Source organism: Gramella sp. KN1008, from assembly GCF_004332155.1.
Lineage (GTDB): Bacteria > Bacteroidota > Bacteroidia > Flavobacteriales > Flavobacteriaceae > Christiangramia.
The window spans coordinates 245,326-262,459 of sequence record NZ_SJDV01000002.1 but is presented as its reverse complement, the minus strand read 5'-3'; the positions used below and the strand labels follow the sequence as shown (position 1 = coordinate 262,459).

Here is a 17,134-nt window from a genome sequence, read left to right as displayed (position 1 = left end):
AATATAATAGTAGTTAATAATTATACTGATCTCTCAGATCTATAATCACAAAGTTAACGCTAATATCTTCACACAGCTCTTTCTTTTATTCAAAAAGGTCTGAAGATAGATACCGGTCTCCCCTGTCACACACTATACTTACCACCAATCCGCTATCGAGTTCATCACAAAGTCGAATTGCCGCGGCTGCGGCACCACCACTACTCATTCCAGCAAAAATACCTTCTTCTTCTGCAAGCCTTCGGCTCATGAGCACAGCTTCCTTCTCACTAACCTCTAAAGTTCTGTCAACCTTTTCAGGATTGAATATTTTTGGCAGATAAGCTTCTGGCCATTTCCGGATCCCTGGAATGCGGGAATCATCGGTTGGTTGCACCCCTACTATCTGAATATCCTTATTCTTTTCCTTTAAATAAGTACTTGTTCCCATAATAGTCCCGGTGGTACCCATGGAAGATACAAAATGGGTTATTCTATGTTGAGTATCTTCCCAGATCTCGGGACCTGTAGTTTGATAGTGAGCTTTCCAGTTATCATCATTACCAAATTGATTTAACATGAAGTAACCTCCGGATTTCATTTTCTCTTCGGCATAATCTCTGGATTCTTCAATACCTCCATCAGCATTGGTTAGTATAACTTTAGCTCCATAGGCTCTCATAGTCTGAACCCTTTCTATAGTTGAATTCTCTGGCATAACAAGTTCAATGTCCAATCCAAATATCCCGGCTATCATCGCAAAAGCTATACCGGTGTTGCCACTTGTTGCTTCAATTAGTTTGGTACTTTTATCTATATCCCCTCGCTCAAGGGCACTTTTAATCATATTATACGCTGCCCGATCCTTTACACTGCCTCCTGGATTCTGTCCTTCCAATTTGAAATAAAGTTCTACTCCAGGCCTGGTCATTATGCTTCTGGCCTTTACCAAAGGCGTATTTCCCACAAGGTTTAATATACTATCATTCATTTTTCTGAAGTGTTTTTTATACTTATCTGGGGAGTATGGGAAACCATTGAATTTGCAGGCACCGATTTGGTTAGCCAAACGTTCCCGCCAATAATACTGTTTTCGCCAATTGTTGTTTCTCCTCCCAGTATCGTAGCGTTTGCATAGATGGTCACATTCCTTTTGATAGTAGGATGTCGTTTCACGTTTCGTAAGGTTCTGTCCACCGTTAAGGCTCCCAGCGTTACGCCCTGATAGATCTTCACATTGTCTTCTATAACAGCAGTTTCTCCAATTACAACACCGGTCGCATGATCTATAAAGAAAGAATCTCCAATCTTAGCACCAGGATTTATATCGGTTCCGGTAAGGCTATGGGCACATTCGGTCATTAGCCTGGGTACAAGTGGCAGGCCGAATTTATAGAATTCATGGCTTAGCCTGTAAATGGCTATCGCGAAAAAACCGGGATAGGAAAGGTACACCTCTTCTACCGAATTTGCAGCAGGATCATTTTTGGCGATAGCCTGGGCATCAAGATTAAGTTTTTCTAAAATTGCAGGAAGCATTTGCAAGTAATCACTCCATATATCCTGACATGGTGAACCAGGCTCCCAGCAAACAAGTTTGGCCAGGACCTCAAATTCCATTCCCAGCTCCATTAAATTATCCTTTACGGGAGTTTGCTTATCAAACAGGGTATGGAACAGCTTATGTGTAAAAGCTTCGGTTTTATCTTTTATACTCAGGTTGAGATTTGGAAGATTCTTCTGCTCCTCTATTCGAGATATTATTTCTTCAATTTTCATAGCTGACTATTAATGTCAATCAAATTTACTTAATTCAAATGAACTCAGAAAGCTATCAGAGCAGGCATATAATTAATTATTAATCAGTCTTTCTAGTTAAATTTTTACTAAGAAAAAAACAACCTGAGGATTACTGAATTAAATTAGATATAATAAAAAAGACCATATAATGGCACAACAAAAAAAATCGCAAAAAGCTCAAAAGAGTCAGCAAAAGCAGGCTCCCAAAGCAAAACCAAGTAAACCTAAAAAGTAATTTTTAGTGTAGAGACTTAGTTTTTTTTCAGGCCACCTCTAAAGGGTGGCTTTATTTTTTGGAGAAAGAAGCATTTACATTTTTTAGGTGAAACTTAACGCATTCTTGATATTACAATTTTATCAAACATTGTAATTTAATTCTCCTAACCAATTCTCTCACTATGTCTAATAATAAACCTTCAGGTTCTCTTGGATGGCTATCAGTATGGGCTCTTGCAGCTGGAGGAATGGTAGGTGGTGGAATTTACACGGCCTTAGGTGTTGTAGTAGCGGTTGCAGGTCAGTGGGCCTGGTTAAGCTTCGTTTTAAGTGGTATTATTGCCTGTTCCAGTGCCTATTGTTATATAGTTCTGGCCAATAAATTTGAAGAAAGCGGAGGTGCATTTACCTATTTGCGGGAAGTTAATAAAGATGGGGTTGCAGGTAGTCTATCCTGGTTGTTACTCCTCGGTTATGTACTTACCATGGCAGTATATGCCTTTGCTTTTGGACATTATTTATCATATTCATTCAATGGAGGACCTTTAATCACAAGAATCTGTGCTATTGGTATAATGCTGGGGCTGGTAAGCCTCAATCTTGCCGGGGTAACTAAAACAAAAAAGGTAGAAATAGCTATTGTAACTTTAAATTTGCTGGCCCTGATCGGGCTAGCAATAGTTGGTCTTTTACAATGGGATACCCTGAAACTGGTTTCCGGAATCGAACCAAGACCATTATGGAGTGTTCCTATAGGAGCGGCCAGTATTTTTATGGCCTATGAAGGATTTCAGCTGCTTACTTATGAGTATGATGAAATAAAGAAACCAAAAAAAATATTAAAGCCTACGATAATGGCCGCTGTGGTATTTGTAATCATTATATATGCTATTGTGGCCGTGGGAGCGGTAATGCTTGCCGGAAGCCTTGCAATTATAGCTCAAAAACAGGTTTCATTATCGGTTGCGGCAAGAAGCTCTCTCGGTTTACCCGGTTTGATAGCAATGACCGTTGCAGCTGTTTTTGCAACTGCAGCAGCGATCAATTCCACTTTATTTTCCAGTGCAAAGCTTTCAAAAAGAGTAGCAGATGATCAGGAGCTGCCTTCTTTCTTTAAGAAAACGAAAAATAATGTTCCATACAGAGCTGTAATTCTTTTAGGAATACTCTCAACAATACTTGCCGTAATAGGTAAACTTTCATCCTTGGTGGAAGCTGCCAGTCTTATATTCCTTATAACCTTTGGAGTAGTGAATATCATAGCCCTGAGATTCATCAAAAAAGGAAAAAAATGGATCTCCTGGGTAGGCATTATTTTTTCAGGTCTGGTTATTATAATACTTTTAATGAGGCTTTCGGTAGTTGCACCAATTCAGTTAGGAATCCTTCTACTGCTTGCAGTTTTCATAATCGTTGGCAGGCCGGCCCTGGTGAAAAAATATTCAAGTAATTCCTAAAATAAACAAATGAAAAAAGTCGCATCTCATATCGCCTGGATTTTCATTATTCTTTTAACGATTGGATGTTCAGAGAAATCTCAAAAAACCAATAATGCTGAAGTGAGAATCTTTAATGCAACTTTGGAAGGCATTCAGGTTGAGGTGGAATCCTCAAAGAATCAACATTCCGAAAAAATGAAAATCGAAGAGGGAGGTTGTTCAGATTATATAAGCCTTCCCGGAGAAATTTATGATCTCAAGATTCACACTCAAAAGAAGTTTTTACTAAACAAAAAATCCGGTCTTGCACCAAATGAAAAATACACAGCTGTTATTTATGGTAAACCTGAATTCTCATCAAAAGTAAATGAAGCCAGTTTTTCACATAAACTACATTATGTGTTTGCAGGGGCTGAAAACCATACAAAAAATGGCTTCCTTCCCACTCATAGCCTTTTCAGGGATAAAATAAAGCTAAAAAAAGGCGTAAGCAGTTTAAGGGCTTTTCATGCTGCTTCCGGAATCGCACCCATCAAGATTAAGATTAAGACAGACAAGAAATCTCAGAAACTTACTAAAGGCCTGGCTTATGGCAAACCGGTGCTGGGAAAGCATTTTAAAGCCGGAAGCAAGAAAATAGAGGTTTATTTAAAAGGTTCAACTGAGCCTATTCTGGAAAAGGAATATACCTTCAAATCTCAAAAAGCCTATTTAATTGTTTTCCTTGAAAAGCAGGATGGTCTGGGAATCGAAATTCTGGAAAATTAAATTACCTAATCAAGGAAAAATGACCTTTTCTATCTTTAAAACCTACTATCCGTATCACATACCAATAATCATCTGCCGGAAGATCTATTCCCTGAAATTCACCATTCCATATAAAATCTTCGCCCCTGCCCGCTTTTATCAATTTCCCGTAACGATCAAAAATTATGATCTCAGAACTTTCAAAATACTCCACTCCCTTTAGCTCAAAACTGTCATTATAGCCATCATTATTCGGACTTATGAATTTTGGAACTACTATGTGGGGGAATTCCTGGCTGTCAGTTTTGCAATCTGCAAGATCCTTTATATAAGCTGTATAAATTCCGCCAGGCAGATAATCGAATGAATTCGATCTCTGGTAATTTACACCGTCTATAGAATACAGGAACTCCCCTTGAAATTCAGGGATGATGGTGACCGATCCTTCTTCAGAAATGACCTTTGAAATTTCAGCATCCGGTGCTTCTTCAACCGTAAAAATCTTTATAGAAGAACAATTACTCTGGTTGGTAATCTCTACCGAATAAGTGCCGGGGGAATCGATCATAATACTTTGGGAGGTCTCACCAGAATCCCATATATATTGTTGTCCTGATATCCCAGCGTCCAGCGTAATAGTTGTATCCAGACAAATTGGAATAACTTCATCGTTCACCGCCGGAACCTCATTAATTGTAAGGCTGATCTTCGTTCTGGGACTTCCCTCGCATTCAAAACCAACCTTTCGGGCTTCAGCGTAATAAGTGCCACTACTAGTTGCTGTAAAAGTAAAGGTATCCTCTGCAAGAAGATTTCCTCCGGAGGGAGCATCATACCAGTACACTTTTTCATTTATGCCCCCTGATACACTTAAAGGCGGTATATCATCATCGCTGCAAATTATAATATCTCCTTTACTCACCGGAGCCTGGGGAGTTTTTATCACTTCAACCTGAAAAGGTTCTGAAGCCGAACTGCATACATTGGAAGACAGGTTTACAGCATCTTCAGCAACTTTCACCCTAAAATAAGTAGTGAAGGCAATATTGTCTTCAAAAGTTTCTGACGTGGCGCCCGGTATATCCTGCCAGTCTGTTCCATCACTACTTTCCTGCCATTGAAAGAAATGTTGTTCATATACTGAATTATCCGGGATAGCCTCCAGAGAAATTCCTACCGGAGTATCTTCTTCACAAACTGCAAAAACACCATCGGAACCAATATTAGAAGAAATAGTGGTGAGATCCCCACAGGACCTGAATATTATATCATCAATGGCAAGGTCATTTCCGCAACCACCATCACCGTTATTGAACATTTTCAGAATAACTTTATCCTGTCCGGGCTCAGAAGAGAAAGTAAGGGCATACTGTTTCCAATTAGGTGAGGAAGTAGAACTGATATCTCCGGTATTACCTTCTTTGAGCAACAGTGTATCTGTCTCATCCCAGATTTCAAAACGAACATTAATTGGAATACCCCCATTTATACAAACTCCACTGCTCCTATCATAGACATTCATTAAGAATGCAGAAAATTCATAAGTGGTATTCTCGCATAATCCGGTGACCTCCCTTCTGTAAAACCGCCCTGCTGAAAAGTCAGCATTCACTATGAGAGCACGGCCATTGGAGATGGCCGTATTTGGAGAGTTCTGATGCCAGGAGTTAAGACCATAACTTAGATCGGCGACCGTGTATTCGCCGTCCCCGGGCCCCCTTTCAACAAAATTGTAATTGGTAACACCGGCAGGCAGTTCTTCCCCCAGCCCGCTCCCCGAGCCAAAATCTTCATGAAAAATAGGATCTCCCTTGCTTCCATTGCAAAAGCTAAGCTGGGCCTTAACCGGAAGGCCGCAACAAAGACACAAAAGAAGAATGTAAAATCTCATTTATCAATATTATAAGAACCTGTCCATAAGTCTGTTGAATTTATAAGAATTAGGCCACTCCTGTTGCCCGGCTTCGGTCTCTATCTTTTGCATCCTGTCTATAAATTCGGTGGATACCCCTTTTTCTATTACAAAGTTTACGGCCTGCTCAAAAGATTTGAAAATACTTTTCTGAAAAGCTTCAGTGATATTGTCCCTGTCTTTAGAATAAGCCTGGGCAACCTCAATATTATAGAACATAACATCTGCCAGGGCGTGCGCTTCCATTTCCAGTTTTAGAAAATGTTTTATTAGTTTTTGCGCCACCGATCTTCTTTTCTTGGGTCTGCGGTTTCCTACAGGGAAATATTCTTTAGATATCTTGAATTTTGCATCCTTTACCAACTTATCTTCATTGGGATTGAACACAAAGTTATAATAGACCCTAACATCATCAAAACGTTCATAAAGATCCAGGATCTGCTCTTCCAGATCTTCCTTTTCCAAAGATCTGACATATTTCTTAAAAGCCCGTTTACTCATTTTCTGATTTTATTTTTTTCACCTTCAGCTGAAGTTTTTCAGAAATATCCAGAAGCCATTCCAGCTGGCTGGTAATTAGATGTGCTTCCTGAAGTCGATGTCTCGTTTCTTTATCTATTTTCGTTTTCCCGGATTCTATCTCTTCATCCCTTGCCTGAGCAAGTTTATCAAATTTCTTACGAAGGGATTTACTTGCTTCAGAGATCTTTGTGTCCTGGTTCTCTCTAATATTAAGTCCCTTGAGAATATTTACGGTATTCTGCAGGTTAAGGCTTATCGCCTTGGTATAAATATCAAAATCCAGGGAAGCCCTGGTGGTAGGATGCGTTCTTATATAGGTCCCCATCGAGGCCAGAGCTGAAAGGAAGGTCTGATTAAGTTCCACTACCTCATAGACCAGCCCGAGACCTTTCTGCCTGGATTTTGGCTCCTGGGTCATACGCTGAAAAGCACCGCTTAAATTACCCATTTCCAAAAAAGCCTTTTTTCTCTTTAGTTTATATGAAACCGGAAGCTTATCCTTCTTATGATAATACCAGTCAATTTCAGAAAGGTATTCAAGATTAGCCAATACTGAACTGGAAATCACTTTATCAATATTCTTGAACTCCCATTTCGGCCAGAGAATCAAATTCCCAAAGGCTGCCAGACCTGCCCCCACGAGAGTGTCTAAAATGCGGTATTGTATCACATCGTGAACATCCGGTCTTAATAAAGCGTAAATAAAAATGATACTTAAGGTAATAAAAATTGCGGCCGTTGTATAGTTACGCTGGATCAGGGAGAATGCTAGAGTAAGTGAAATCAGGCCAAGGATGGTATATACCAAGGTGTTCGCGGTTAAATATACAATACCCACGGCCAGTGCACCGCCAATAAGCGTACCTACAATACGTTTACGGGTGCGTTCTTTGGTAAGGCCGTAACTGGGGCGCATTATCACTATGATGGTAAGCAGGATCCAATATGAATTCTGAACAGAAAAATATGAACCTATCAGGTAACCGCATAAGACCACTAATGATAACCTAAGGGAATGTCTGAAGATCGCTGAACCGAAATTAAAATTCGTTAAAAGAGTTCTTGCGCTATAATCCTGAGTGGTAAGAAACTTTCGGATATCCTTCGATTTATAAATAAACTGGCTATTGGCCTCCAGATCATTTAATATCCGATCAATATTTGTTAGTTTCTGTACCTGTTTCGCCTGATAATCGTAAAGGTTCCTAAGTACTAAAAGAACATCCCTGTTTTGAGTTATATCTACATTATCCCAAAGCTTAAAAAGTACCTCTTTAACCGAAACAAGTTGTTCGGGAAGGACGTTCTTGGACAGGCCAGTTTTTTGATAAAGAGCTCTTGCGATATTATCAAGATGAAGGGCCATATTCCTGCTTAAGGAAACAAACCTCTGAAGTTCTTCACTGTTCTCCTTTAGAGTGGCCTTCATTTGGTCCTGATCTATGGGGTTGGCCATCGCCAGCTCCAATATATCCACAAGATCAATAAATATAAGAAGTCGTTTCCTGGAATAACCGGAATGGCCTGATGACCTACGAGAGCTTATTAATATTTCCCGCAGACTTTCATGATGTTCATTTATCTCCCCCTGTTTAATAAATATCTTTTTTTTAAGCTCTTTTTCCTCAGAAGTTCCGGCAAGGAGTTCCGACCTTAAGCGCAGGTATTCTGCTGTTAATTCCATGGTTTCAGCAAGCAGTTGTTCGGTTGCTCTACGCGGTCTTATTAAGTACCAGCTAACACTTACCAAAAGATACCACAGGCCTCCTCCTGCGATAAGTAATGATTTTTCCCATACTTCGATACCGGTAGAAAGATTGGCAAAACTCAATACTACTGCTAAAAGTCCGGAAAAAGTGACCAGTGATGCCCTAAATCCGTACACAGATAAATAAGAAATCGAAAACATCATTAAAAAAAGCATCGGGATCGCTGTTAGCAAAGAGCTTCCTGTGTAACCGGCAATTAAAAAGGAAAGACTTCCTAACAGCGCTGCAAAAAGAATTCCCAGTACCTTGTGTTTAAAACTACCGGGAACATCACTTGGAGAAGCTAAGAGACATCCCATCGCAAGGCTAATCCCTATTTCTATTCTGGCAGTGGCCGAAAAAATGACTATAGGCAATACGATCGCTACAGTAAGTACTATGGCTTTGGAAAAGTCCGTACTCCTAATAAATTTACTAAGCTCGTACTGGTATTGTTTTATTTTTTCGGTCAAATTTTTCTCGTTTAGCTAATTCGAAATCAGCTTGCTTTTATTGTGGAAACTATATTTTCTTCAAATATCAGGATTTAAGGAGAATTTGGCATATGTTATTTGCTAAATGCCATATTTACGAGTAATTTGAAAAGAAAATTTTAGAAAATGAATCGACAGATTATACTTAAGAACAGACCCAAAGCGAAACCCTCTGAAGATGATTTCGAATTCAAGGAGATAGAAAACAACGAGCCAAGGGCTGGTGAAATTCTACTGGAAAGCAAATATATTTCAGTAGATCCCTATTTAAGAGGTAGGATGCGAGATGAAGAATCCTATATCGAGCCTTTCAAGATAGGTAAGCCTATAGAGTCCATGATCGTGGCAAAAGTTGTGAAGTCCAGGAATCCAAATTTTAATGAAGGAGACCATGTTATAGGTATGTTAGACTGGAAGGAACAACAACTATCTACTGGAGAAAACCTGCGTAAACTTGATACTTCTCTGGCGCCGGCTTCCGCTTATCTTGGAGTTCTGGGTCTAACCGGACTTACGGCTTTTCTTGCCCTTGATAAAATTGGAGATCTAAAATCCGGAGAAACGCTACTTGTCTCGGGAGCTGCGGGGGCCGTAGGAAGTATAGTGGGACAGATAGGAAAACTAAAAGGTTGTAAAGTAGTTGGTATAGCGGGCAGCGATGAAAAAATAACTCATATCACGGATAAATTTGATTTTGATGAAGGTATTAATTACAAGACTACTGAAGATATGACCAAAGCTATCAAAAAGGCCTGCCCCAAGGGAGTTGATGTATATTTTGATAATGTTGGAGGAGAAATCCTCGATGCAGCTCTGCAGAATATAAATAAAGCTGCGAGAATTATTAACTGCGGGGCCATTTCCATCTATAATTCAACCGAAGTTCCCATGGGTCCAAGACCTGAAGGAATTTTGATAAAGAAATCTGCCCTAATGCAGGGGTTCCTGGTTCGCGATCATATGCAGGATTTTGAAAGGGCAATACAGCAGCTTGCCGGATGGTTAAAACAAGGAAAATTGAAATATGATGAAACTATCCTTGAGGGATTTGAAAATACACCCAAAGCCTTTATTGAATTATTCGAAGGTCGCAATACCGGAAAAATGCTCGTAAAAATTTAATAAAAAAAGCCGGATTATCCCATCCGGCTTTTTTTAATCACTCTCATTCTATTTTTTAGGTGGCCTGGAGGGCCTTACTTCAATTTTACTTGGTAATGTTCTTGGGTTCATTTTAAGTAGGTCTCCAACAAGTTCACCTATATCTTCAATCTGGATTTTCCAGGCATCTTCTTCCGAAGGTTCATTATCATTAAAATAGGTAGCTACAGAACCAGGCATGATGGTACTTACCTTCACCCCTTTATCCCTTAGATCAAGCATAACTGCCTGGGTGAATCCGGTAAGCCCAAATTTACTGGCGTTATAGGCCGCACCTCCGGCAAAAAAGTTAGTTCCCGCAAGACTGGAAATTGTTATAATATATCCTTCCGATTTCTTAAGGGCATCCACACAAGCCTTTATACTATAAAAGACTCCTGTAAGATTAGTATCTATCGTGTCTTTCCACTGATCTACGCTAAGGTCTTCAACCGAACCAAAATTTCCAATTCCGGCATTGGCTACAAGAACATCCAGACGTTTCCATTTATCCAAAAGGCTTTCAACAGCCTTCTTCTGGCTATCAAAGTTTCTTACATCGGCTTCAAGGCCAATAATTTCACCATATTCTGATAACCGGTCTGCAGCTCTTTCTGCTGCTGACAGGGACCTACTGGTGACGGCCACCTTATAACCCATTTTTAATAAGGTTTTGGCAACCCCGTAACCTATACCTTTACTTCCTCCAGTTATCAGAGCTGTTTTGTCTCCATTACTCATAATATTCTTTTTTTAATGATTAAAGCTACTAAAGACGTGAATTGTGCTGAAATTAAAAGCTCTAAGATTGTGTTAATTTTAAAGGTTAAATACTTTATAAAACCTGATAAAAATCTTTTATAGATTCTGAAAAAAACTAACTTTGTCACCTCGAAAAATTGAGCTGTTCGTAATGGTGAAACGATCAGAAAAACTGACCTAATTTAACAGAGACACTTTGGAAAATATAAAAGCACAGAAATTATTAAATAAGATCCAGCGTGATCTTATGAGAAATGGCATAATTATCAACACTTTAGTCGAAGATCTGAAAGACCTTCGTAAACTTGTTGTTGAAGAAAATATTCCCCTGCTTGCCAAAGTGATCAGGTTGACCTATGAACACATCGAAGAAAACGAAGATTTCCTGATTGCCATTCCTGAAGATGAACCTTTGGAAGGAGAAGAAGAAACTACTGCTACTGAAGAGGTGACGGGACTGGAAAGTCTTGAGTATATGTTCTCTCTTATGGCTGATCATTCCAATAAACTGAACGAGCAGGAGTTAAGGGAATATGTAAGGGCTTTAAAAGAATTTGCAGGAGAAGACTATTAAAATTAGTTTCCTCGGATTATATCCACCCTACAATTACGGCCGAAGGACTTCTAATATTGCTACAAAGAGAATTTGGAATGAATGAAAGATAAAGCGAGATCTAAAAAGAAGTCGCGCATACGTTTGTTGCATCAATATTACCATTATACAGGCTTTTACTCTTTTGTATGGAAGAGTTTAAAGAAGGCTGTTATTCCCATTATAATTTTTATAACGGCATTGTGGGCGATAGATCATTATCTTCTGGATATTGAAGAGATGCTCGTTACCATTACTGAAACCTACGCGCCTTTTGAAGTACTTGCTATTTTCTTTCTTTCCGAATCCCTACTGGGACTTGTTCCCCCCGAATTATTCATAGCGTGGGCAGGTAAATCTGTAAGTCCTTTCCTTTACTTAAGTCTATTGGCCACTGCATCTTATCTGGGAGGAGTGGTATCTTATTTTATTGGAGTGGGGATCACAAAGATTCCTGCTGTACACCAGGCTATGGAACAAAAGATGGCCAAACATATAAAAAACACCAGGAAATGGGGTGGATTCTTGATCGTCGTTGGGGCATTACTCCCTATTCCATTCGCCATGACTAGTATTGCGGCAGGTATAATTAAATTTCCTTTTTCAAATTACCTGATTTTTGGAATGCTGCGTTATGCCAGGTTCTATCTCTACTCACTCGTAATTTTTGAAATGGTTTAGAAATAGACCATCCTTTCATTAAACTTTTCATAAGGCTTAAGGTTTCCAGATTCATATATCCTATCTTGGTTTTAAGCAATCAAAATTCATTACATGGATTCAAAGATCCAGAAAATGGCCCGTACCGGTTATATCGCGAAGGGAATTGTATATTCTATTACCGGTATCCTTTCATTATTGGCTACCCTGAATATGGGTGGTAAGGAATCAGGAAAAACCGAGGTAATCGAATTTTTACAGAAACAGGCATTCGGAAATGTGTTGCTGGTTTTGTTAGCCGTTGGTTTTCTATGTTATGTAGGTTGGAGATTTGTTCAGACGTTTATGGATCCTGAAAATATCGGTAGTGATAATAAGGGAATACTGAACCGGATAGGCTTTTTTATTAGTGGGCTTCTGTATCTTTCCCTTGCCGGTTTTACCATTAAAAAGCTAATCGATGCCGGATCATCGGATGGTGGTGAAATGACATTTGCAATTCTATCCGGCAAATTCGGGGTGTTCGTCTTTGTTGTTGCAGGACTTTCCTTCGCAGGAAAAAGTATCTACCAGTTCAGAAAAGCATTTTTAGGAAACTTTCTAAAAAAATTTAATTATAAATCGGTAAAAGACCACACAAGAAGAATTATCATAAAAAACACGGCATACCTTGGCGTTGTTTCCCGAGGGATTGTTTTTGGTGTACTGGGTTTTATCTTTCTTCGAGCTGCATATTACTCTAATACTACTGAAATTAAAGATACTGAGGATGCCTTTTCTTTTTTAAGTCACTCTTATGGCGCGTGGTTAATGGGTATAGTATCTGCCGGATTTATCTGTTATGGCATCTTTATGTTTGCAACGGCCAAATACAGAATTTTTAACGTGTAACTAATTAAAACCAATATATATTATGTCTTTACTAACTATTATTTTAAATATCCTTTTACCGCCACTAGCTGTATTTTTAAAACATGGCCTTGGGGTGACTTTTTTGATAAGTTTATTGTTAACAGCCCTTGGATGGATTCCGGGAGTGATCCATGCTTTTCTTGTGAACGGAACAAGATAAAGAATGAGCTAAAAAATAAAAAAGACCGGTTAAACCGGTCTTTTTTATTTAATATCTATAGAGAGCTTATTTATCTTCTTCCTCTTTCTTTTCTACTACCTGCTGCCACTTCCAGGCGCTGCTAAGAGCTTCGTCAAGAGAACGACTGGCTTTCCAGTTAAGCTCTTCATTTGCCTTTGTTGTATCTGCATATGCAGCGGTGATATCGCCTTCCCTTCGTCCCACGATCTTATAATCCAGTTTTTTTCCGCTTACCTTTTCAAAAGATTTCACCACCTCCAGTACTGAGTTTCCGGTACCGGTGCCAAGATTGAAAACTTCATAATTCTGTTTTTCCTTTCCTTCCAGTAATCTTTTGAGAGCGTGTACATGAGCTTCAGCAAGATCCATAACATGTATATAGTCACGGATGGCCGTACCATCGGGAGTTGGATAATCATCTCCAAAAACCGATAATTCATCTCTTTTTCCTATAGCTGTCTGGGTAATAAATGGCACGAGGTTCTGAGGAACACCAATCGGCAATTCACCAATCTCAGCGGTAGGATGTGCCCCGATAGGATTAAAATACCTTAAAGAGATTGCTTTGAAATCCGGCTTTGTCTTACAGGTATCGGCAATGATCTCCTCTCCTATCTGTTTAGTATTTCCATAAGGCGATTCGGCTTTTTTAACCGGTGCATCTTCAGTTATGGGCAACTCGTCTGCCTGCCCGTATACCGTGCAGGAAGAACTGAAAATAAAACTGGCATTATCTTTTTTATAAAGTTCCTTTAAAAGATATACAAGACTGGAAATGTTATTTTCATAATAAAGTAATGGCTTTACAACACTTTCACCCACAGCTTTTGATGCCGCGAAATGTATCACTCCATCAATATCCGGATATTTTTCAAAGAAATCCTTTACAGAAGATTTATCCCGAAGGTCAATATTTTCAAACTGAGGGGTCTTCCCTGTGATCTGGGTAATTCCCGCCAGTACATCTATAGAGGAATTAGAGAGGTTATCTATTATCACTACTTCATAACCCTCTTCCTGAAGTGCCACCACTGTATGTGAGCCTATAAAACCAAGCCCCCCGGTAACTAATACTCTTTTCTTATTCATTATTTTATTTTTCAGCTGCAAATTAATGAAAATGCACCGATTCAGAAATATTTATTCACGTAATTTATACGCTTATTGTGCTAATATTGGCTGTGGGGCACGTCGCTTTAATGATTACCTTTGTCGCAAAATCATTTATTTTATGGAAGCAAAAAGGAATAAACATATATTTAAGTGGGTAAGTCTTTTGGAAGGCTTATCTTTTTTACTATTATTACTCATCGCCATGCCGTTGAAATATTTTTTTGATATGCCTCAAATGGTCTCTCACGTTGGGATGGCTCACGGCATCCTTTTTATAGGATATATCGCTATGGCACTAACACTGGTTAAACCCATGGAATGGAATCTTAAGCAAACAGCCTTAATAATGGGTTGTTCCCTTATACCATTTGGTCCCTTTTATGTGGAAAAGAAATATCTTTAATCAATGAACATCGAAGAAGGTTTAAAAGATCTTATCTGTTTTTTCGAAGAATTATTCGTAGCTCAGGGCATGTATGAAGAGCTTGCCACGTATCTTAACCTCTTCATAAATCTTTTGATCCTTACCCTGGTGGTGATCGGGTTGAATTATCTTATCAAGAACTTCATTATAGAGGCTTTCAAAATCTTTACCAATAAGACGAAAACCACTTTGGATGACTTTCTTATGAAAAGTAATTTCCCGAGATATGTAGGTCGTTTTATACCATTATTTGTTGTTTACAAAACCTTTCCATTAATATTTTCGGAATTCCCGGACGTTCTGGAAATTTTCTATAAACTGGTAGACGTATACGTAATAATACTTATTGTCTGGATTTGCCGGAGTATACTCAGGTCTACAAGAAACTATCTCAAAACAAGGGAGGAGTTTAATGATAAACCTTTGGAAAGCTTTAGCCAGATAATCATGATCTTTCTCTGGATCATCGGTTTTATGTTCATTTTTTCTGCGCTATTTAATAAATCGGTTATTGGCTTTGCAATATCCCTTGGTGCTGCTTCGGCCGTTATCCTGCTTATCTTTAAAGATACTATACTGGGTCTGGTAGCGTCCATACAGGTTTCTGTTAATGATATTGTACGTATTGGAGACTGGATTACCTTTGAGAAATATGGTGCCGATGGTACCGTAACAGAGATCAATCTGGCAACGGTAAGAGTTCAGAACTGGGATAATACCTACACCACTATTCCCACTTACAGTCTTATTTCAGATTCTTTCCAGAACTGGCGCGGGATGCAGGAGTCGCCAGGAAGACGAATCAAACGTTCAATTCTTATTAAGCAAAATTCGGTTAAGTTTCTAAACCAGGAGGATATTGAAAAATTTAAAAAGATAAAACTTATTGAATCGTACCTGGAAAACCGTCAGGCAGAGATCGATAAGTTCAATGAAAGTAACGGCGTAGACAAAAATTTACTCATCAATGGCCGTAACCAGACCAATCTGGGAGTTTTCAGGAAATATATTGATTCATACCTCCATGAACATTCTGCCGTGCATAAGGAAATGTATCTTATGGTACGACATCTGGCTCCCACCGCAAATGGCATTCCCTTAGAAATTCTTTGTTTTAGCAGGGATAAGCGCTGGGAAAATTTTGAATATATTGCAGCTGATATCTTTGACCATGTGATTGCTGCCGTTCCTTACTTTGACCTGAAACTTTTTGAAGCTCCTTCTGGCGACGATATACGTGGTTTCCTGGAACAAAGAAAGGATATACATTAACCTAACCAAACCAGTATCATGAACTTAAAATCATTTCTTCAGGGTTTCGGAATCCTGGCTGTAGTTATTACTTTAATTCCGCTGATAGCTGCCGATTACTGGTGGATAAGGATATTCGATTATCCTCATATTGAACTCACCCTGCTTACCCTGGCGGCGATTGCCGCTTATTTTTTACGATTCGAAATTAAGAACTGGAGGGATTATGCGTTTATTACTGTACTGGTTGCCTGTTTTGTATATCAGTTCGCAAAACTGGTCCCTTACACGCCTCTAACCCCTTCTGAAGTAAATTCTCCAACTGAATCTGTAAATGAAAACACAGGTTTTTCTATTGTGACTGCAAACGTTCTTCAGAAAAACGAAGTAACAGATTCGTTAATTGCTGAAATGAAAAGCGTCCAGCCTGATATCGCTGTCTTTACGGAAACCAATACCAGATGGAGCGAAGCGATAAAAAAAGGAATAGGAAAGTATTATCCTCATAAGGTGGAAGTACCTTTACCCAATACCTATGGTATGCTTTTATATTCAAAATTAAAGCTAAAAGATCCTCAGGTTAAATTCCTGGTAGATGACAGTATTCCTTCCATACACGCTCAGATAGAATTAAAGTCTGGCGATATGATTAAATTACATGCCATTCATCCCACTCCTCCCATGCCACAACACAATCCCTCCTCTTCAGACAGGGATGCCGAAATGATGAAGATAGCTCTGGAAGCAAGAGATTCAGAACTACCGGTAATCGTTATTGGAGACTTTAATGATGTACCCTGGTCCCAGACAGTAGGATTATTTAAAAATGTAGGTGAGCTACTCGATCTTAGGGTGGGCCGCTTTTTCTATAATACGTTCGATGCAGGTAGTTCAATTATGAGATGGCCACTGGACCATATTTTTGTTACTGAAGAGTTTCGGGTAGAATCTATAAAAACAGGTCCGAATGTAGAATCAGACCATTTTCATTATTTTGCCAAACTTTTTCTCCAACCGGAACTTGCTGAAGAACAGAAACCGGATAATGCGACGGAGGAGCAGCTAAAGAAAGCCCGCAAACAGATCGCTGAAGAAGAAAAAGAAGATGCAGAAAAGGGTCAGAATCATTAAGTTCTACCTACTCCGAACCGGATAAATACTCTGAGCATTGGGAAAGAACTTCTTTATACGCTAAAAAAAATCCCTGAGAATATATATCCTCAGGGATTATTAAGTAAAAAA

Annotated in this window: 17 protein-coding genes; 10 read left to right on the top strand and 7 right to left on the bottom strand. The window is 39.1% G+C overall.

Annotated features, from left to right (window positions below; translation table 11 throughout):
- Positions 1 to 85: 85 nt before the first annotated feature.
- Positions 86 to 970: a cysteine synthase CysM gene (cysM, locus tag EZJ28_RS04435; protein ID WP_131395352.1), complete on the bottom strand. Its 885-nt coding sequence runs from the start codon at positions 968 to 970 to the stop codon at positions 86 to 88.
- Positions 967 to 1,758, bottom strand: a complete 792-nt coding sequence (gene epsC / locus EZJ28_RS04430; RefSeq protein WP_131395350.1) for a serine O-acetyltransferase EpsC — start codon at positions 1,756 to 1,758, stop codon at positions 967 to 969. The genes cysM and epsC overlap by 4 nt, the downstream gene beginning before the upstream one ends.
- A 419-nt stretch (positions 1,759 to 2,177) precedes the next feature.
- Here epsC and EZJ28_RS04425 point away from each other — a divergent pair, with 419 nt between their 5' ends.
- Both EZJ28_RS04425 and EZJ28_RS04420 read left to right on the top strand, forming a co-directional pair.
- Entirely contained in the window at positions 2,178 to 3,452 is a 1,275-nt protein-coding gene (locus tag EZJ28_RS04425) for an APC family permease (protein WP_131395348.1), read from the top strand.
- A gap of 9 nt (positions 3,453 to 3,461) precedes the next feature.
- On the top strand, positions 3,462 to 4,202 hold the full coding sequence (locus EZJ28_RS04420) for a hypothetical protein (protein WP_131395346.1): 741 nt from the start codon (positions 3,462 to 3,464) through the stop codon (positions 4,200 to 4,202).
- A 1-nt stretch (position 4,203) separates the two neighbouring features.
- Here EZJ28_RS04420 and EZJ28_RS04415 read toward each other — a convergent pair whose 3' ends face one another.
- Genes EZJ28_RS04415 through EZJ28_RS04405 form a run of 3 tightly spaced genes read right to left on the bottom strand, consistent with a single transcriptional unit; the run spans position 4,204 to position 8,836 of the window.
- Positions 4,204 to 6,072: a T9SS type B sorting domain-containing protein gene (locus EZJ28_RS04415; RefSeq protein ID WP_131395344.1), complete on the bottom strand. Its 1,869-nt coding sequence runs from the start codon at positions 6,070 to 6,072 to the stop codon at positions 4,204 to 4,206.
- Between the two features lie 9 nt (positions 6,073 to 6,081).
- Positions 6,082 to 6,594, bottom strand: coding sequence for a DUF6155 family protein (locus EZJ28_RS04410; RefSeq protein WP_131395342.1), 513 nt, complete (start codon positions 6,592 to 6,594; stop codon positions 6,082 to 6,084).
- On the bottom strand, positions 6,587 to 8,836 hold the full coding sequence (locus tag EZJ28_RS04405; RefSeq protein WP_242670064.1) for an FUSC family membrane protein: 2,250 nt from the start codon (positions 8,834 to 8,836) through the stop codon (positions 6,587 to 6,589). Before EZJ28_RS04405 ends, EZJ28_RS04410 begins: the two co-directional genes overlap by 8 nt.
- Before the next feature lie 147 nt (positions 8,837 to 8,983).
- Here EZJ28_RS04405 and EZJ28_RS04400 point away from each other — a divergent pair, with 147 nt between their 5' ends.
- Complete coding sequence (locus EZJ28_RS04400; RefSeq protein ID WP_131395340.1) at positions 8,984 to 9,979, top strand: NADP-dependent oxidoreductase; 996 nt, start codon at positions 8,984 to 8,986, stop codon at positions 9,977 to 9,979.
- 48 nt (positions 9,980 to 10,027) lie between these two features.
- On the opposite strand, the gene EZJ28_RS04395 is transcribed toward EZJ28_RS04400, so the two are convergent.
- Complete coding sequence (locus tag EZJ28_RS04395; protein ID WP_131395338.1) at positions 10,028 to 10,738, bottom strand: SDR family oxidoreductase; 711 nt, start codon at positions 10,736 to 10,738, stop codon at positions 10,028 to 10,030.
- Between the two features lie 217 nt (positions 10,739 to 10,955).
- On the opposite strand from EZJ28_RS04395, the gene EZJ28_RS04390 reads away from it, so the two are divergent.
- From EZJ28_RS04390 to EZJ28_RS04375, 4 genes are all read left to right on the top strand, one after another.
- Positions 10,956 to 11,333, top strand: coding sequence for a hypothetical protein (locus tag EZJ28_RS04390; RefSeq protein WP_131395336.1), 378 nt, complete (start codon positions 10,956 to 10,958; stop codon positions 11,331 to 11,333).
- Positions 11,334 to 11,414: 81 nt separating this feature from the next.
- Positions 11,415 to 12,032 carry a YqaA family protein gene (locus tag EZJ28_RS04385; RefSeq protein ID WP_131395334.1) on the top strand — a complete coding sequence of 206 codons (618 nt, stop codon included), beginning with the start codon at positions 11,415 to 11,417 and terminating at the stop codon, positions 12,030 to 12,032.
- 93 nt (positions 12,033 to 12,125) lie between these two features.
- Complete coding sequence (locus EZJ28_RS04380; protein WP_131395332.1) at positions 12,126 to 12,902, top strand: DUF1206 domain-containing protein; 777 nt, start codon at positions 12,126 to 12,128, stop codon at positions 12,900 to 12,902.
- 22 nt (positions 12,903 to 12,924) lie between these two features.
- Positions 12,925 to 13,083: a YqaE/Pmp3 family membrane protein gene (locus tag EZJ28_RS04375; RefSeq protein WP_131395330.1), complete on the top strand. Its 159-nt coding sequence runs from the start codon at positions 12,925 to 12,927 to the stop codon at positions 13,081 to 13,083.
- 66 nt (positions 13,084 to 13,149) lie between these two features.
- Here EZJ28_RS04375 and galE read toward each other — a convergent pair whose 3' ends face one another.
- Complete coding sequence (gene galE / locus EZJ28_RS04370; protein ID WP_131395328.1) at positions 13,150 to 14,193, bottom strand: UDP-glucose 4-epimerase GalE; 1,044 nt, start codon at positions 14,191 to 14,193, stop codon at positions 13,150 to 13,152.
- A 142-nt stretch (positions 14,194 to 14,335) separates the two neighbouring features.
- On the opposite strand from galE, the gene EZJ28_RS04365 reads away from it, so the two are divergent.
- From EZJ28_RS04365 to EZJ28_RS04355, 3 genes are read left to right on the top strand one after another with little or no spacing between them, the layout of a single operon-like run.
- Positions 14,336 to 14,620: a DUF3817 domain-containing protein gene (locus EZJ28_RS04365; RefSeq protein ID WP_131395326.1), complete on the top strand. Its 285-nt coding sequence runs from the start codon at positions 14,336 to 14,338 to the stop codon at positions 14,618 to 14,620.
- A gap of 3 nt (positions 14,621 to 14,623) precedes the next feature.
- Complete coding sequence (locus EZJ28_RS04360; protein ID WP_131395325.1) at positions 14,624 to 15,913, top strand: mechanosensitive ion channel family protein; 1,290 nt, start codon at positions 14,624 to 14,626, stop codon at positions 15,911 to 15,913.
- Between the two features lie 18 nt (positions 15,914 to 15,931).
- Positions 15,932 to 17,023, top strand: a complete 1,092-nt coding sequence (locus EZJ28_RS04355; protein ID WP_131395323.1) for an endonuclease/exonuclease/phosphatase family protein — start codon at positions 15,932 to 15,934, stop codon at positions 17,021 to 17,023.
- Positions 17,024 to 17,134 lie beyond the last annotated feature (111 nt).

Coding starts and splice junctions, on each gene's coding strand:
- EZJ28_RS04385 (WP_131395334.1), top strand. CDS start 11,415: ATGAAAGATAAAGCGAGATCTAAAAAGAAGTCGCGCATACGTTTGTTG.
- EZJ28_RS04355 (WP_131395323.1), top strand. CDS start 15,932: ATGAACTTAAAATCATTTCTTCAGGGTTTCGGAATCCTGGCTGTAGTT.
- EZJ28_RS04380 (WP_131395332.1), top strand. CDS start 12,126: ATGGATTCAAAGATCCAGAAAATGGCCCGTACCGGTTATATCGCGAAG.
- EZJ28_RS04415 (WP_131395344.1), bottom strand. CDS start 6,072: ATGAGATTTTACATTCTTCTTTTGTGTCTTTGTTGCGGCCTTCCGGTT.
- EZJ28_RS04425 (WP_131395348.1), top strand. CDS start 2,178: ATGTCTAATAATAAACCTTCAGGTTCTCTTGGATGGCTATCAGTATGG.
- EZJ28_RS04410 (WP_131395342.1), bottom strand. CDS start 6,594: ATGAGTAAACGGGCTTTTAAGAAATATGTCAGATCTTTGGAAAAGGAA.
- EZJ28_RS04360 (WP_131395325.1), top strand. CDS start 14,624: ATGAACATCGAAGAAGGTTTAAAAGATCTTATCTGTTTTTTCGAAGAA.
- EZJ28_RS04365 (WP_131395326.1), top strand. CDS start 14,336: ATGGAAGCAAAAAGGAATAAACATATATTTAAGTGGGTAAGTCTTTTG.
- epsC (WP_131395350.1), bottom strand. CDS start 1,758: ATGAAAATTGAAGAAATAATATCTCGAATAGAGGAGCAGAAGAATCTT.
- EZJ28_RS04395 (WP_131395338.1), bottom strand. CDS start 10,738: ATGAGTAATGGAGACAAAACAGCTCTGATAACTGGAGGAAGTAAAGGT.
- EZJ28_RS04400 (WP_131395340.1), top strand. CDS start 8,984: ATGAATCGACAGATTATACTTAAGAACAGACCCAAAGCGAAACCCTCT.
- EZJ28_RS04420 (WP_131395346.1), top strand. CDS start 3,462: ATGAAAAAAGTCGCATCTCATATCGCCTGGATTTTCATTATTCTTTTA.
- galE (WP_131395328.1), bottom strand. CDS start 14,193: ATGAATAAGAAAAGAGTATTAGTTACCGGGGGGCTTGGTTTTATAGGC.
- EZJ28_RS04375 (WP_131395330.1), top strand. CDS start 12,925: ATGTCTTTACTAACTATTATTTTAAATATCCTTTTACCGCCACTAGCT.
- cysM (WP_131395352.1), bottom strand. CDS start 970: ATGAATGATAGTATATTAAACCTTGTGGGAAATACGCCTTTGGTAAAG.